We start from the raw sequence: 14,874 nt of genomic DNA on the forward strand, positions 1-14,874 counted from the left end.
AATTTTATTCCATATACTGCAAGGTATCTGGATATTTCAACACATTTCTAAAAACATCTTCTAATCGAATGCGTTTCATCGCTTCGATCAGCGCCGGCTTCTGAATGGATCCGTTAATATAATTCATCCACACGAACTCAGGCTTTAAGAAAACAAGATATATTGGGACAAGTTGTTCAACGCCCCATTTTAGCATAGTCACAAAACCGCGGATAAGAATTTCCTTTTCTGGAGAACCATCTGCATCAAAAAGTGGAAATAAGAAAGCATTAAAAACACATTTGCAATTCTGTTCGCAAAGGTAATCGTGGAAAGATTCATGGTAGGCGAATTGCTTTACAACATCTTGGACGCCGGGATTTCCTGAAATATTCTCGGACGTTTTAACCAGATAATATTTCCCATCTAGTATGCAAAATACATTCCTGTCATTAATTTCACATTTGGTTATGATATCCGGAATTAGAGATTTTGTTTCATAATGACCGCCGTTCAAGTACCATTGAGGTTTCTTTATTTCTGATTCGACTTGATCATGAATGTTCCCAAATATCTGTCCGCAGGCTTTTTCCCAAATCAAGTTCATGCAGTTAGTGCCATAAAGACTATAAGAATTTTCCTGCGAACTCGTTCCAGATGTGGCGACAAATGTATATAGCGTTTTTAGTAGGTTCTGTTTCTTTGTGACAAACTGATTTGCTATTTCTCGTTCCAAACGGTAAAGAATATAGTCCGTATCGCCAAAGTCTTTCAAATCCGATTCGCTTAAAAGAACTTCCGGTATGTCAAAGAAATCTAATACATCTAATTCTTTGAGATATTTGGAGCATTGCGTAACGATACATTCATGCAATCGCTTGAAATAATCTAAATCATCGTTTTGTGATAAGCGTGTTTTTAGTTCAAGATAATAAGGACGATTGTTCTTGATGTAGGCGAATGTTTCGTTAATCGTTCGATCCCAATCGATTTCTCCTTCGCCATTAGTTTCTATAATTTCTTGAATATTCGTATAAACGCCATTCTCGAAATAATCCTGCAAAATATGCAATGACAAGGCCAATTTGTTATACTCGCCTTTATCGTCTCTATTATGCAAATGAACCAATTCGCCTTTAGAATCATATTTGCGAATGGCTTTTATTGCCAATTTCAATTCATCTCGAATTTTTTTTTCATCAGTACTTGAGGTGTATTTAGGATAGCAGAGAATCACCTTATTTTTTACAGCAACTACGCCTACAAAATCAAATTTGTAGCATGCTCCCAACACCTCTTCTGCAGAATCCGCTATAACAAGGTCGTCATTATTCAAGTCTGCAAAATCTAGACTTTCGTTCTTGACAATCTTTACGATTCCGTATTTTCGTAGTGTGTTTATGTAAGCTTTTACATTTTCAGAGGTACATCCCAAAAGTTCCCTAATCTCTCTTGGGGTGTACCGTTTCAATTCTTGAAATAGGGATGGTTTTTCTTCTGTCATTTGGTAAAATTGAAAATTCTTTGACCGATTTCATCGAACTTTTCGCAGATATCCGAGAATCGTAACCTGCTAATTGTATTTTCATCAAAAAGGTCTCTAGGACGCATCTTTACAGCATCTTCAAAGAGGTACATCAGCACCTTGCTCTTGAAGAATTTTACAAATTCTTCAGCATTTTCTACTTTTCTACCTTCAACTAACTTCAGTTTTTCTTCAGAAATAAAATAGGGACCAAGCAATTTGTCTTCGTTGATTTTTAGATCTGTCAACCTATCATTTATTTTATGACGGAGTTCATTCCAGTTCATCCATTCACGAGAACTTTCTTCTTTTTTTTGCATTGGTATTTCGTAATTCTTCATATCGTCTTCTTTCTCGTTGATACCAATGTACTCGAATTCCCAACGGCGTTTGAATGCAGTATCCATAGGGAATACTCCCTGGTCGGCACTGTTCATTGTTGCCCAGATATACATGTTGTTGGGGATTCTCAACTCATCACAATGGTCAATTCCGTTGTCTTTTAAGTATTTCTTGATATCTTCACTTGCGGCAATAGGGTATTCACTGACGCCATTTTTACGGTCAAGAAGTTGGAATACATCTCCAAAAACAGCAGCAACGTTAGCTCGATTGATTTCTTCAATAATGAGAAGAAAATTTTGTTCAGGATTTTGCAGTGCCTTTACTAGGATTCGCAAGAACGGCCCCGGGATATACTTATACAGAATCTCAGATTCCTTTCCTTTTTCAGTATTTTGAACAGGCTTATATGTTCCGACGAACTGAGCGAAGCTATAATTGGGGTAAAAAGTAGCACGTTCATAACGTTTCCCAATTTCCTCAGCACTATTAGATATCTCACTGTCGCAGAAATAGGTTTTACAATATTCCTCTAGCTGATGAGATTTTCCCGTTCCGGGTGCGCCAAAAATAATTTTTTGCTTAATCAACTGATTTTGCGGTGCTTGGAAATTTACTCTAACGTCATCAATATCGATAGCGGCGTTCCCTTCTGGCAACGGATTTTGCTTGAATTGAACTACATTTGTTTTTATTCTTAAATGAAATTGATTCTTATCATCCTTTAAAAAAGAAAGTGTTGAATAGTTTGCAATTAAAAATTTTCGTATGGAAAAATTACCCTTGTCAAGTCCGTAAAGATATCTACGGGACTGTGTAGTTTCTGATGGCTTGAAATCTTTGTATATGGTTGTTTTATTCTGACCAAAGAATTCATTTATCATTTTCATATAAGATGAACAAACTTCAGATGGAGAATCATGACTTATCTTTTCTCCGCCTTTATTCGAATATAATGGCAAGGATGCAATAATGCTTGCCATTGCTGCTATACAATCATCCTTGTAAATGATAAAAGACAAGTTTTCCATTCCTCCCAAAAAATCTATTAATTCTGGTGGAAAGAAAATGCCTGTATCCTTAGAACCAGTTGGTTCTATTTTTAATGTTGCGCTATGTCCTGCAATATTTAGATCAAATTGTTCACTCATATTTTGATATTCCTTTTAACTTCCTTTATTAGAGCCATCATAACGTCGACTACCATAGAATTACCTGCTTGTTGATACATTTGACAATCTGATACGACTTGCTTGAAATCGTCTGTGAATCCCATCAGTCGCAGACATTCTCTTGGTATAAGCCGCCGAATTCTACCGTTTGTTGTTACGTAATTATCTTCTCCCGCACGATGCATTTTATGCATCGTGCGCATCAATGGGCGGGCTATTTTTAGGTCGATTTCTGGCTTCATAGAAAATCCTCCAGAACCTTCACTTAAAATTCCGGGTAAAATTTTTTCTGATAAATAATATTTTTCTGGAATTTCACCTTTTGCATGCTTAATACAAATTTCGCCATTATTTGATGTGAAATTTCCTTCAGGTGTGTTTTCCAGCAAAAAGTCTTGAAGAGTGTAATTTAATTCCTTAATTGGGGGAAATTCGAAATTTTCCCCACCTCTTTTAAAACCTACTACAAAAATACGACGTCTTTTTTGAGGAATTCCATAGTTTACAGCGTCCATAATTTGATAATGGATTGTATAGCCCAAAGATGCGAATACTCGTTGGACAACATCCCAAGTTTTGCCACCATCATGTTTTACAAGTCCCTGAACATTTTCATATATAAAGGCTTTAGGTTCTATTTCTTTAATCAATCTTGCAAATTCATAAAATAAAGTTCCGCGAGCTTCTTCTAATCCTTTTTGGTATCCTAATAGTGTGAAACTTTGACAAGGACTCCCTCCAATAAATAAATCAACTTTATTTTTGTATTCAGTTCCGTCAAGTAACTTTACATTATGATGAAAATGCTTTTCGTCGAGATCATAATTTGCTAAGAAAGATTTTTTTACATGATTTGTTCTTTTGGGTAAAAGGGAAGCTATGTAAGTTCGCCTTTCTGAGAACGATAATCCCTTTAGGTTTTCAAGAATTTCTTCATCAGACTTTAATAAATCAATTTCTCCGTTATCACATGCAAATACAAGTTTATGCGGAATACCGCTTCTTTTAAGAGCAAACTCTGGAGCTCCAATTCCACTAAAAACTGATGCGACCTTCAATATGTTTTTCATCTAAAATCTCCAAATATTCCGGTCTTTAGGATACTTTTTATAACATTTTCCATAACATTTACAGCCATTGAATTTCCAGCTTGTCGGTATGTCTGCATGTCGTTTACTACAATTTTGAAATCTTCAGGAAAACCCATTAATCGTAAACATTCTCGTGGCGTTAACGTCCTCGCTATGCCTCGTGTTCCCTGATAAACCCCTTTGTAAATTCTTGGATCGTCTTCAATACGTTTGGGAATTTGGGATTCAAAACGCATATCGCCAAACCAATTGTATTGTTGACAGGCTACTTGACACCGTGCAATTTTGCCATTTAAAGCAACATGTTTAGATTGATTTGGATCAATAACACGGTTAAAGCCTTTTTCTGGTAAATAGTACTTATTAGGTACCGATTTATCCAAAAAAAATTTCATATCCTCATTTAAGTTTATTTTTTCAGGTTCCTTTAACTTATTAAACCATTCTTTGTATTTTTTTTCAAATCCGATTACAAAAATGCGCCTACGATTCTGCGGAAGACCGAAATCTTTAGCATTCAAAACCCAAAGTTTCCAATCATATCCAAGACTGTCAAATATTCCTGAAATTACATTCCATGTTTGTCCATGATCATGATTTAACATCCCTGTGACATTTTCATATATAAAAACTTTTGGCTTTGCTTCTGATACAATTCTTGCGTACTCATAAAAAAGTGTACCTCGAGCTTCTTCTAACCCTTTTCTTTTTCCCATTACAGAAAAGGATTGACATGGACTCCCTCCAACAAATAAATCCAATTGACCTGCAAAACGTGTTGCTGAAAAATTACGAACATCAGAATGCCAATCAGATTCACTTATTTGATAATTGGCAAAAAAGGCTTGTTTACAAAAAGGATCAATATCTCCTGCGAATAAAATTTTTTCGTTTACACCCAATTTCTTTAGCGCTTGTTCAGGTGCTCCAATTCCACTAAAACTAGTTCCAATTGTAATATGCAATTTTTTTTTAGGCATGTTTCTCTAAGTGTCCGGCAAAATATTTGTAAAATCACACATTCACATACGCAAAAGATTGCGGTGCAGTATGAATGTTGAAATCGGCAAGGGATTTGTGCTTGGAGTATCTTTTGGTTGAGGCCACCTTGATTGCATAAGCCTTGTCTCGACCTTCAAAGTAACTCTCGAAGAACTCTTGAGAAATCCCTGAATATAGTCTAGTTTGAATCCAGATTTTGTCGGGCGTACCATCCAAGATTGTCTCGATTTCAAATTCTCCGATAACCTTCTGTTCTGGTGATGAAGAATACACGATGACCTTCTTTATGGACAAATCCTTGAAGACCTGCTTGCGGAACTCATACTTTTTTGAGCCCTCAAAAATCTTGTGAGCGAATTCAGGCTTAATCGACAATAAAACGGCCTTCACTGGCGGTCTCCTTTAAAATGCTTTCAAACTGGTTTTTAGAAATTAACCTAAAACCGCGGGGTGCGTCATTGACTCCGTTAAAGATGCCCATGTCAATCAACTTGCTCATGTTTATTCTATTTGGGAAAGAATATACATAAAGAAAGCTCACCACAAAAGGTCTTTGATGGCGATAATCCCACATTTTCTCGAGTTCTTTCTCTGGGAATACGCTACCCTTGCTGCAGTAAGTAACAAATTCTTCTTTATTGCTGAAATTTTCCTTAATTTCAGTTACAATACCGATTGTGGTAATGACGCTTTTGTATAATCCACCCGTTCGATAGAACACAAGAAGGTCCCCAATCTTGGGGTGCGGTTCATAGGCTCGCGATACATACACCTTCGAAATACTATTCCGATGGGGCGAATCTTCCACAAAATCGCTCGGCGATTCCGTATTGAGAATGGAGTCGGGTAGCAGTTCCGTATGGTAGTCGGGATAAATGGGGACTATAAATGTATCGCGATTTTTTGAAATGTAGGGATAGGTCTTGCAAACATCTTCTATGAAAAAATTCGGGTTGAAGTCACGAACATATACTCTCTCGCCGCCCTTCTTCCCCCAATAGACAAAGCCCCACTTTTCCATAAGGGCAATTAACCGCTTCTGCTCGTCGGTCCTATCGAAAATCGTTACATAGATTTCTTCGACCTTGTTTTTTAAGGCGTTGTCAAAGATTATCTTCAAAAATCTTTCGCCAAGTCTAAAACCGTTACTAATAACTTTGAAAGTCCCGACCTTTAAGCGCTTCTTGGGCGGCAACGGAGGCGTGATGTCGGCGTAGTTTTCCGATTCATCTTCTTTCTTGACATAAAGGAATGAGAGCAATTTTCCGTTGTTCGAATTTATGGTAATATAAGCGGCTTCGTCATATTTCCGCAGAAACCATTTATCGAAACCCTCATAATCATCTTTTAAGGACTGAAAGAAGGGGTCGTTCAAATCAATCTTTCCCAAAGGAACCTTTTGAACATTCAAGACCTTGTAGTTGACCAATTCCGGATTCTCGGAGAAAACCTTTTCTAGGAAGCGGTCTATGTTGAAGACTTTATCTGAAATATTTAGAGCGGCAGCTTTTGCATGAATCTTTTTGTCTTCGGTAATTAGCAAGTCAACACGATCGCAGAAGACTTCGTTAAGCAAAATGGTGTCTACGGAGTCATTTTCGGTTGTGTCCATCTTTTTGGACACGACGAGGACCTCTTCTGCAATAGGCGAAGGATTTTGCAGAATTTCGTAGTTCTGAATTTTTGCCTTGAATGACTTAACGGTTGTGGCGTTTTTGTTCTTGAGAATTTTTTCGATTGATTTAGAATGGACGATTTTTTCGCAGTGGGTGCGATCTAGCCATTTGAAGAGAGTGCCGATATCCTGGTTCTCTACATGACTAGCTTCTCTGTGAATGATGATGTTTGTATCTAGCAAGACCTTCATACTTCCTCCTTGTTCTTTTTTTTTTTACGCATTGTTTTCTTATTCTTTTTACTGTTCTTTTTTAAAATATCCTATTCCTATATAATGCGCAATAGGGCTGAATTTCCTGTAAAATCAAATATACATATTGAAAATGACGTATTTTGACATTTTTGAGGAATCGCTATTTTTGATCTAATAATTGCTTGGGTCTTTTTTATTTAACTGGATTTTTCTATTAAAACAATAATATTCCCTTCTTGTATGTTTGCTCTTGATCCATGAAAGTGATGCATTGAACATGTTCATTTTTTCTTGTAGAAGAATTTAGATTCTTTGGATTTGAGATGCAATGGTAGTAAGTTGCAAGGTGTATTGTGATGAAATTGAGCTTTGGATGATTGGAGCTTTTTGACGATAAACTTTCGGTAATCTATATTGTTGGTGTGCGAATGTGCAGAGGTACTTCAGCGGTATAGCGCTTAATACAATTTCCTTTACATAATTCCCAATTGATACGATAAATAAAAAAAAGAAACCTACCTTATGACTTTACAAGAAAAACTCAACGCAATTCGTGAACCTAGAATTCCAGATATTGAAGTAGGTTCCTCAGAAACCATTGCTGAATTTTGGGATGCTTTCGTCGCGCCTAAGCTTATCCCGGTAGAATATGTTAGAGCATGGTGGGACCTTCTGAAAAGATACGTTGAAGAACCTAATGCTCTTTTTGCAATAAGAACGTTCGGGAACGGCCGCGACTGGGACCGCGACTTGCGAAGAGGTTTTTACAATATCGTCACCAACGATACGTATAGGTTCTTCTATACGGACAATTTCTTTACCGCTTATTTCTTCAAGATGGCTTATGACCGCTACGTTCCCAGTTATGAAGACTTTAAAGAAACGATGATTTCCCGAAATTTCCCTGCCCGTTTTGGACGGAGCCAACGATCTGAACGGGATAAGGCGGCGATATCATTGGCTGGGAAAGATCCGTATATTGCCAATGCGGGGTATAAAATTTCCCATATCATGAACGCGGGAACTGATATATGGGATGGAGAAAGATTGGCTAAAATCTCAGATATCTGCGAGGATTATTTCCCGCGGGATGAATATGAAGATTGGACACTTCACGAGGATCCTTCCGGAAGCTTTTATGCTAGAGATATTGAAGTTGACGAATATGGGAAAGAATTGCTTAAAGCGCATTTCCTCCGCCTAACCTGCCCTATGAACTTCATCTTGACTCCTAAAAGAAACCTGCAACAGTTGCGCGTACATGTAAGGTTAAATGACATTGGTGAGTCTGAACAGTTGCAGAAATATGCAATGAAGAAATACCATGAAATATATGGTAGCATGTACGAAGAATTTTTGTCAAAAATCGCGATGAAGCCAGGTTTTGATATAAATGAGGTAGACCCAACGGGCGATTTTGAAGTTGGTATTCAATATGGCGCGCGTCATGCACTAGCACCGCGTCCTGCCCAGACTGCTGCTACAAGGAACTCAACTCAGGCGCAACGCGCGAGGACTAGAGTGAGGGCAAGTCAATCTGAATTAGATTTTAGGGATTGGATGGTTGACGAAAACGGCATTAAGCCGAAAGTAGCAGGATGTTATATAAGCGCTCTTCATCGTATTCTAGAAGATGCTGGAAATATGGATTTTGATGATTTTGCAGAATCGATTTCGGATGTCGCTGACAACTACAGACGCGGAGGCGATAAGGAAGCCTTGGGTGACGTATACCATGGTTCTGGTAGAGCCGTCATCAATCAACTATGCGCGTTCATGCTAGAAAATTAGATCGTGAAATCTGAACGGCAGCACCCCTTCCACCCGCCGGATGGAAGGGGGCTTTTTGCATCAATACTCAAAACATCTTGACAGCGGTCTTTTGGTAACTTATATTGTTGGTGTGCAAGTGTGTAGATACGCTTCTGCGCATTTTGCCTGAGATTTCGAAAATCCCCGTGACAGTCGGCATAGGCCTTATGGCCCGTACGTGCATCCGCGATGGGGCGCATCCACCTTCTTGTGGGTGTTGTTGGATGGCTAGTTGAAATGTATCACCACTGGTGACCAAATTAATCTGCTTGATATCTGAATACAAATTTCAACACTTTATCTGTTGTTTTTTGTTCGTATTTTTTTGTAGTTTATCCCTACAAATTATTTAAGGAGTACACATTATGAGAAAACTGATTCTTCCTATTGCTGCCTTTGCTATGGCTTCGTTTGTCGCCTGTGGTGATGATAGTTCTCCAAATGCCCCGGCGGCTGGCCCGAAACAGGATACGCTCCCGGCGAGTGTTGATAAGTTCTTTGATCTGGATAACAACTACACTTGTTCCCAGACTGTGAACAAGTGCGCAACGGTCGTTGTTACGGGTTATTCTGAATTGGCTCAATGCAATGGCGCTCAGTGGGATATGCAGACTTTGGGCAATCCTGTGGCGGGTTGCGAAAATGCAGCTCCGGCTACGAATCCTCCTGCAACTGATACGCCTGCTACAGGCACGCCCACTACTGATACTCCGGCAACGGGCGCGATGGTTTCTTGCGATGTCCCGGGTGTCTTTGGCGAATGCCTTGAATATCCGGCAGGCAGTGCAGATGCGGCGGCGATAGAAGCCCAGTGTGTGAGTGTGATGATGGGGACTCTCGGCACGGGTTGCGCAAAGTAATCTAAATCCTTAGAATGGATGGAAAGGCCGGCCGCAGGGTCGGCTTTTTTGTATCTTATCATCAAACCTAAGGAAACGAAAATGATCGGTTTTAGAAAAAATTTGGCGATGAAGGTCGCTATCTTTGTTGTGTCTGCGGTTCTTGCGGCGGGGGCGTCCGAAGATATTAAAATCGTTAAAATCAACGATGACAATTTCGAAAAGGAAATTCTGCATTCCAAGAAGCCTGTGATTCTTGAAGTCTCGTCAACGAGCTGCCCGCCGTGCCTTGTCATGATTCCGACGCTTATCGGTATTGCAAAAAATTACAGCGATATCAAGATTGCGTCTATCGGGATTGACGAGCCTAATATCGAGAAAATCAAGAATACGCTCCCGATTCGGGCGTTTCCGACGTTCTTTTTCATCAAGGATGGTCGCATTATCAACCAGCGCGTGGGCGTTGTCAAGGAGCCGGAACTTCTGAGCGCGTTGGATTACACCCCAAAGCCAAGTGCTGCGCAAAAGACGAAGAGCAAACCGAAAAAGAAAAATGCGCACAAGAATCTTGTCTGCAAGGTTGATGGCCAGTTCAATGGACTCAAGAATCTTGTGACGATTTCGTTTGTGTTCGGCGATTCAGAAATTGAGAATGTCGATATCGTGACGGATGTGTTTGTGCCACCGGAGCAGTTCGACAGGCGCGACCAGATGATGGAACATATCCGCGCGAGTGGCAAGGGCGAGGTGGCCCCAACGATGACGGGTTTCCAGATGCATATCGACAATGATTGCCGGTTTATGAAGGCGATGGACATGAAGCGCACTTCGACTTATGGCGAGATGCGGGCCGGGCTTGAATTGCAAGGTTTTACTTGCAAGTAGTTTTGTCAATCCGACAATAAAAACGCTCAAATTGCTGTGAAATACCCCCTTTATGGGGGTATTTTTTATTGTGGTAAAAAGGATGTGGTATGAAAAACAAATTTCTCTTTTTATTTTTGGCGGTTTCTGCTTCTCAGGCCGCGGTGAATCTGGGTGTAAGTCTTGGCGATAGCATCAAGCCGGTGACGCATGTGGCGACGGGCTCGCTTTATGGCCTTACTGAGAGTCTTCCGAGCAATATCGAGCGTGATGTCGCCCCGCTCAAGCCGAACGTGTTCCTTTCTCCGGCGCGCAGCGGTAACGGTCGCCAACAGCCGATTGGTGGGGCTTTCCTTGTGGCTCCCCGTGTCGAAAGCATCGGTGCGAAAATTCAGATTCGCCTTGCTGACGTTTTGCCGGGATGGCCGTACAAGTTCCAGAATATGGACCACTGGAAAAATGAAGTAAAATCGGTCATCAACGATAAGCTTAAATCAAACAACAAGAATTTTGACGGTTACGAAATCTGGAACGAGCCGAATGACACTTGGAAATCGAATATCGACTTCAATTCCGGTCTCTGGAAACAGACTTACGATTTGATTCGGCAGATGGACCCTGGTGCAAAGATTATCGGCCCTTCGTACTCATTCTACCACGCTTCGCAAATGGAAGCGTTTATCAAGTATTGTGCACAGAATAACTGCTTGCCCGATGTCGTGAGCTGGCACCAGTGGGGGAGTGGTGGCTTTGTTGGAGCTGTCGAAACCTACCGCGCGCTTGAAAAAAAGTATAACGTGACTCCGCGTCCGCTGAGCATCAACGAATATTCTTCGACGGAGCATTCCGAAGAAGGTTGCCCGGGTTTGTCGGTGCCGTTTATTGCAAAGTTTGAACGTCACGGCGTCGAAAGCGCAATGATTTCCTGGTGGTTTGTACCGCTTCCAGGTCGTTTGGGGAGCCTTCTCACCAAGGACAATGAACGTGGTGGCGGCTGGTGGCTTTATAAGTGGTATGGCGACATGAGCGGTTACATGGCTAAAGTGACCCCGCCGAACGACAAGAGCGATGGCGTGGACGGTTTTGCCGCTCTCGACAAGAAGAAGGGCTTTGCAAGTATCGTGCTTGGCGGCAACACCAAGGGCGATGTGAATGTGAATATTTCGGGCATCCCTGCAGAATTTGGCAGTCAGGTAAATGTCTCTGTAGAATATGTTGTATGGGAAAATAAGGACAAGGCAGTGCCTTCGACCACGACTGTATCAAATAAGGATTACGATGTAAGTGGCGGAAAGATTACGGTGCCTGTAAATATCACGAATACAAAGTATGGCTATCGTGTGTATATCACGCCGATTATTCCGCAAGCCCCTTACAAGGATACGGCTATGGAGATTCCTGGTAAAGTCGAAGTCGAAAATTACGATGTAGGCGGTTCGGGCAAGGCTTATCTTGATTTGGATGATGACAACAAGGGTGGTGAATATCGCGAAGACGCTGTTGATATCGTGAAGGCCGGCAATGGCTATGCCGTTGGTTACACGCAAGAGGGCGAATGGCTTGAGTACACTGTGAAAGTTACTGAAAAAGAAGATTACGCGGTTTCAGTCCGCTATGCGACTTCTTCGGAAAATACGGGCATGAAGCTGTATGTCGATGGCAAGGTCGCCTTGGACAATGTCGCGTTCCCGCAAGGTGCGGACTGGGAAACTTATTCGACGGTCGATGCCGGGAAGGTGAGTCTTTCGGCGGGCGAACATGTGCTCAAGCTTGAAATTGTCGGAAACTACGTCAATATCGACTGGCTGAACTTTGAAAGCGAAAAGACGATTGCGATTGGAAAGCCTACGCTGCACGCTGTTCCGCATGAGGCTAGTTATGATGTGTTCGATATGCAAGGTCGCCTTGTTGCAAAATTGAAGGCGTTCGGCTCCGAAAGTTTGCGCTCAAAAATTTCAGCTACGGTGAAGCGCCCTGGAACCTACATTGCAAAGCCTCAAACGGACGGAAAAATGTTGCGAATTTCGGTGAAATAGGTTAAAAACTTTATTCGCTAAAGTTTGTTTAAAACTTGCGCCAAAAAGCCGGTTCCTTATGGAGCCGGCTTCTTTGTAGGATTCTATGAGGAGTCTATGAATTTTTCAAAATGTGCTGTAGCAAGGCGGTACAGCCTTCGTTGACGTCTTGCCAGGTGGCTTCGAAATCGCCTGTATACCAGGGATCTGCAACGTCGCGGTTTTTGCCCGCCCAATCCATGAGGAGTGAAACTTTGTGAGCTCGGGAATCACGCGCATCTTTGTATTGCGCAAGTTCTCGTTCGTAAATGTCATGGGGTAAAATCCAGCGGAGATTCCGCAGGTTATTTTGATCCATGAGCACGATGTAATCGTAATGATTGTAGTCGGCGACGGTCATTTGTTGGGCCGTTTTTCCGCTACAGTCGATTCCGTGACTGGCGAGCATGCGCCTTGCGGGCGGGTACACCGGATTTCCGATTTCTTCGGTGCTTGTCGCTGCTGATGCAATCTCAAAGTCTGCGGCAGTTAACGCTGTGTTCGTCGTGACTTGTTTTGCGGACGAACTAATGTCGCGTACCAACTTTTTCATTACAAATTCTGCCATCGGGCTACGGCAAATGTTCCCGTGACATACGAACAAGATTTTTATCATGCGTCTTTCCTAAGGCTTTCCAAGATTTTGTAAAGCGTGTGGTAAAGCGCCTTGGCCTCGTCTTCTGACAAATTTACACAACTTGCCATGGACTTAGGAACGCTCGCTGCTTTGAGCTGCAACTTTTCACCTTTATCGGTCAGGCTTACAGAAAGGCAACGCTCATCACTTGCTTCGCGGGTTCGTGTGATGTAGCCTTTGCTCTCGAGCTTTTTCAGGAGTGGGGTGAGCGTTCCTGAATCAAGGTAGAGCTTTTGGCCGAGCTCGGTGACGTTGCACTTTTTCTCTTCCCACAACACGAGCATCACGATGTACTGCGTGTAGGTGAGGTCAAGCGGCTCCAGGAATGGCGCGTAACGGCGCGTGATTTCCTTGGATACTGCATACAACGGAAAGCATAGTTGATTTTCAAGTTTTAGTTGAGGACAAATCATTGCACCTCCTAAAGTAGCTTTTCAACGCAAGAACGTACGTCCTCCATTTTGGCAGTGGGTTCAAAACGGGCGACAACGTTGCCTGCGCGGTCGATGACGAACTTTGTGAAGTTCCACTTGATATCAGGATTGTTCTTGTAATCCTTGTCGATCTTCTTCAGAAGCATGGCCATTGCTGCCGCCTTGACGCCGAATCCGAAACCTTCAAAGCCTATTTTGGATTTCAGGTAGGTGTAAAGCGGGAGCTCGTTGGGGCCGTTCACGTCAGACTTTTTCATCTGCGGGAAGGTGGTGCCGTACTTGAGCGTACAGAATTCATGGATTTCTTCGTCAGAGCCTGGGGTCTGGTTCATGAACTGGTTGCACGGAATGTCGATGACTTCGAAGCCCTTGTCGTGGAAGTCCGTGTACATCTGTTCGATCGGCTTGTAATGCGGGGTGAATCCGCAGCCGGTCGCCGTGTTCACGATGAGCATGACTTGGCCCTTGAATTTAGAGAGTGGAACTTCGTTGCCTTTACCATCGGTAAGTGTGAAGTCGTAGATTGTCATATTTTTTCTCCATATACACTGTTTTGTTTTACACAATTAAATTTTATAAAATTTAATTTGAAAAGTCAATAGTTGGCGGAAAAAAGTAAGTTATAATTTGGTTTTTATGTGATTTTCCGCAAATGGAATGTCATCCTGACTGCAAAGAAAACCTGCATTTTCGTCATCCCGAGCGTAGCGAGAGATCCAGTTAAGTCTAGATAGCGTTTAAATTTTTTACTGGATTCTTCGCCATAAATGGCTCAGAATGACGCTGTGGACATTGCTTTTTCTACATTTTACACCATGAAATCTATAGAAGTTGTCGCGGGTGTTATCACGGATGGCGGGCGCATTTTTGCCACGCAGCGTGGGTATGGCGACCAAAAAGATGGCTGGGAATTTCCGGGCGGCAAGATGGAACCGGGAGAAACGCCCGAACAGGCGCTAGTCCGTGAACTCCAGGAAGAACTTGATGTTAAAGTGATTGTTGGCGAAAGAATTTGCACGGTGGAATACGATTACCCGAAATTTCACCTGACGATGCATTGCTTTTATTGCTCGCTCGCTGCAGGCTGCAAGCCGAAACTCCTGGAACATGAAGACGCCAAATGGCTTGACCGTGAAAATCTAAACACTGTCAGCTGGCTCCCCGCCGATGTTGAGGTTGTGAAACATCTATAGCATCACCGTCATTTGCGAGTAATGCATCCTGCTTCTTCGTCATTCTGAGCGAAGCGAAGA

General features: G+C 41.9%; 14 protein-coding genes. 5 read left to right on the forward strand and 9 right to left on the reverse strand.

The window, feature by feature from the left end; all coding sequences use genetic code 11:
- Positions 1 to 4 precede the first annotated feature (4 nt).
- The 6 genes from B7991_RS12025 to B7991_RS12050 are packed head-to-tail and all read right to left on the reverse strand — an operon-like array spanning position 5 to position 6,978.
- On the reverse strand, positions 5 to 1,483 hold the full coding sequence (locus B7991_RS12025; RefSeq protein WP_088631044.1) for an LlaJI family restriction endonuclease: 1,479 nt from the start codon (positions 1,481 to 1,483) through the stop codon (positions 5 to 7).
- Complete coding sequence (locus tag B7991_RS12030; RefSeq protein WP_088631045.1) at positions 1,480 to 2,997, reverse strand: AAA family ATPase; 1,518 nt, start codon at positions 2,995 to 2,997, stop codon at positions 1,480 to 1,482. Before B7991_RS12030 ends, B7991_RS12025 begins: the two co-directional genes overlap by 4 nt.
- Positions 2,994 to 4,088, reverse strand: coding sequence for a DNA cytosine methyltransferase (locus B7991_RS12035; RefSeq protein ID WP_200816178.1), 1,095 nt, complete (start codon positions 4,086 to 4,088; stop codon positions 2,994 to 2,996). The genes B7991_RS12030 and B7991_RS12035 overlap by 4 nt, the downstream gene beginning before the upstream one ends.
- The gene (locus B7991_RS12040) at positions 4,085 to 5,089 is read right to left on the reverse strand and encodes a DNA cytosine methyltransferase (RefSeq protein WP_103143259.1); all 1,005 of its coding nucleotides are present in this window, start codon (positions 5,087 to 5,089) and stop codon (positions 4,085 to 4,087) included. Before B7991_RS12040 ends, B7991_RS12035 begins: the two co-directional genes overlap by 4 nt.
- Before the next feature lie 34 nt (positions 5,090 to 5,123).
- Positions 5,124 to 5,501, reverse strand: a complete 378-nt coding sequence (locus B7991_RS12045; RefSeq protein WP_088631046.1) for a hypothetical protein — start codon at positions 5,499 to 5,501, stop codon at positions 5,124 to 5,126.
- Positions 5,476 to 6,978, reverse strand: a complete 1,503-nt coding sequence (locus B7991_RS12050) for a PIN domain-containing protein (RefSeq protein ID WP_088631047.1) — start codon at positions 6,976 to 6,978, stop codon at positions 5,476 to 5,478. Before B7991_RS12050 ends, B7991_RS12045 begins: the two co-directional genes overlap by 26 nt.
- A gap of 525 nt (positions 6,979 to 7,503) precedes the next feature.
- On the opposite strand from B7991_RS12050, the gene B7991_RS12055 reads away from it, so the two are divergent.
- The 4 genes from B7991_RS12055 to B7991_RS12070 all read left to right on the forward strand — a co-directional run bounded on the left by B7991_RS12055 (position 7,504) and on the right by B7991_RS12070 (position 12,532).
- Complete coding sequence (locus B7991_RS12055) at positions 7,504 to 8,772, forward strand: hypothetical protein (RefSeq protein WP_088631048.1); 1,269 nt, start codon at positions 7,504 to 7,506, stop codon at positions 8,770 to 8,772.
- 386 nt (positions 8,773 to 9,158) lie between these two features.
- Positions 9,159 to 9,653 (forward strand): hypothetical protein, encoded by a 495-nt coding sequence (locus B7991_RS12060; RefSeq protein ID WP_088631049.1) that lies wholly within the window; start codon positions 9,159 to 9,161, stop codon positions 9,651 to 9,653.
- A gap of 81 nt (positions 9,654 to 9,734) precedes the next feature.
- On the forward strand, positions 9,735 to 10,517 hold the full coding sequence (locus B7991_RS12065; RefSeq protein WP_176421824.1) for a co-chaperone YbbN: 783 nt from the start codon (positions 9,735 to 9,737) through the stop codon (positions 10,515 to 10,517).
- 89 nt (positions 10,518 to 10,606) lie between these two features.
- Positions 10,607 to 12,532: a carbohydrate-binding protein gene (locus B7991_RS12070; RefSeq protein WP_088631051.1), complete on the forward strand. Its 1,926-nt coding sequence runs from the start codon at positions 10,607 to 10,609 to the stop codon at positions 12,530 to 12,532.
- Positions 12,533 to 12,626: 94 nt separating this feature from the next.
- Here the strand turns inward: B7991_RS12070 and B7991_RS12075 are convergent, their stop codons facing one another.
- Genes B7991_RS12075 through B7991_RS12085 form a run of 3 tightly spaced genes read right to left on the reverse strand, consistent with a single transcriptional unit; the run spans position 12,627 to position 14,151 of the window.
- On the reverse strand, positions 12,627 to 13,166 hold the full coding sequence (locus B7991_RS12075; RefSeq protein WP_088631052.1) for a low molecular weight protein-tyrosine-phosphatase: 540 nt from the start codon (positions 13,164 to 13,166) through the stop codon (positions 12,627 to 12,629).
- Complete coding sequence (locus tag B7991_RS12080) at positions 13,163 to 13,600, reverse strand: MarR family winged helix-turn-helix transcriptional regulator (RefSeq protein ID WP_088631053.1); 438 nt, start codon at positions 13,598 to 13,600, stop codon at positions 13,163 to 13,165. Before B7991_RS12080 ends, B7991_RS12075 begins: the two co-directional genes overlap by 4 nt.
- Positions 13,601 to 13,608: 8 nt before the next feature.
- Positions 13,609 to 14,151 carry a glutathione peroxidase gene (locus B7991_RS12085; RefSeq protein ID WP_088631054.1) on the reverse strand — a complete coding sequence of 181 codons (543 nt, stop codon included), beginning with the start codon at positions 14,149 to 14,151 and terminating at the stop codon, positions 13,609 to 13,611.
- A 285-nt stretch (positions 14,152 to 14,436) separates the two neighbouring features.
- Between B7991_RS12085 and B7991_RS12090 the strand changes: the two genes are divergently transcribed.
- Positions 14,437 to 14,814, forward strand: a complete 378-nt coding sequence (locus tag B7991_RS12090; protein ID WP_088631105.1) for a (deoxy)nucleoside triphosphate pyrophosphohydrolase — start codon at positions 14,437 to 14,439, stop codon at positions 14,812 to 14,814.
- Positions 14,815 to 14,874 lie beyond the last annotated feature (60 nt).

Source organism: Fibrobacter sp. UWB3, assembly GCF_002210405.1.
GTDB lineage: Bacteria > Fibrobacterota > Fibrobacteria > Fibrobacterales > Fibrobacteraceae > Fibrobacter.

Excerpts from the sequence above, each read along its gene's own strand:
- B7991_RS12025 (WP_088631044.1), bottom strand. The coding sequence starts at position 1,483 with ATGACAGAAGAAAAACCATCCCTATTTCAAGAATTGAAACGGTACACC.
- B7991_RS12030 (WP_088631045.1), bottom strand. The coding sequence starts at position 2,997 with ATGAGTGAACAATTTGATCTAAATATTGCAGGACATAGCGCAACATTA.
- B7991_RS12035 (WP_200816178.1), bottom strand. The coding sequence starts at position 4,088 with ATGAAAAACATATTGAAGGTCGCATCAGTTTTTAGTGGAATTGGAGCT.
- B7991_RS12040 (WP_103143259.1), bottom strand. The coding sequence starts at position 5,089 with ATGCCTAAAAAAAAATTGCATATTACAATTGGAACTAGTTTTAGTGGA.
- B7991_RS12050 (WP_088631047.1), bottom strand. The coding sequence starts at position 6,978 with ATGAAGGTCTTGCTAGATACAAACATCATCATTCACAGAGAAGCTAGT.
- B7991_RS12055 (WP_088631048.1), top strand. The coding sequence starts at position 7,504 with ATGACTTTACAAGAAAAACTCAACGCAATTCGTGAACCTAGAATTCCA.
- B7991_RS12060 (WP_088631049.1), top strand. The coding sequence starts at position 9,159 with ATGAGAAAACTGATTCTTCCTATTGCTGCCTTTGCTATGGCTTCGTTT.
- B7991_RS12065 (WP_176421824.1), top strand. The coding sequence starts at position 9,735 with ATGATCGGTTTTAGAAAAAATTTGGCGATGAAGGTCGCTATCTTTGTT.
- B7991_RS12070 (WP_088631051.1), top strand. The coding sequence starts at position 10,607 with ATGAAAAACAAATTTCTCTTTTTATTTTTGGCGGTTTCTGCTTCTCAG.
- B7991_RS12075 (WP_088631052.1), bottom strand. The coding sequence starts at position 13,166 with ATGATAAAAATCTTGTTCGTATGTCACGGGAACATTTGCCGTAGCCCG.
- B7991_RS12080 (WP_088631053.1), bottom strand. The coding sequence starts at position 13,600 with ATGATTTGTCCTCAACTAAAACTTGAAAATCAACTATGCTTTCCGTTG.
- B7991_RS12085 (WP_088631054.1), bottom strand. The coding sequence starts at position 14,151 with ATGACAATCTACGACTTCACACTTACCGATGGTAAAGGCAACGAAGTT.
- B7991_RS12090 (WP_088631105.1), top strand. The coding sequence starts at position 14,437 with ATGAAATCTATAGAAGTTGTCGCGGGTGTTATCACGGATGGCGGGCGC.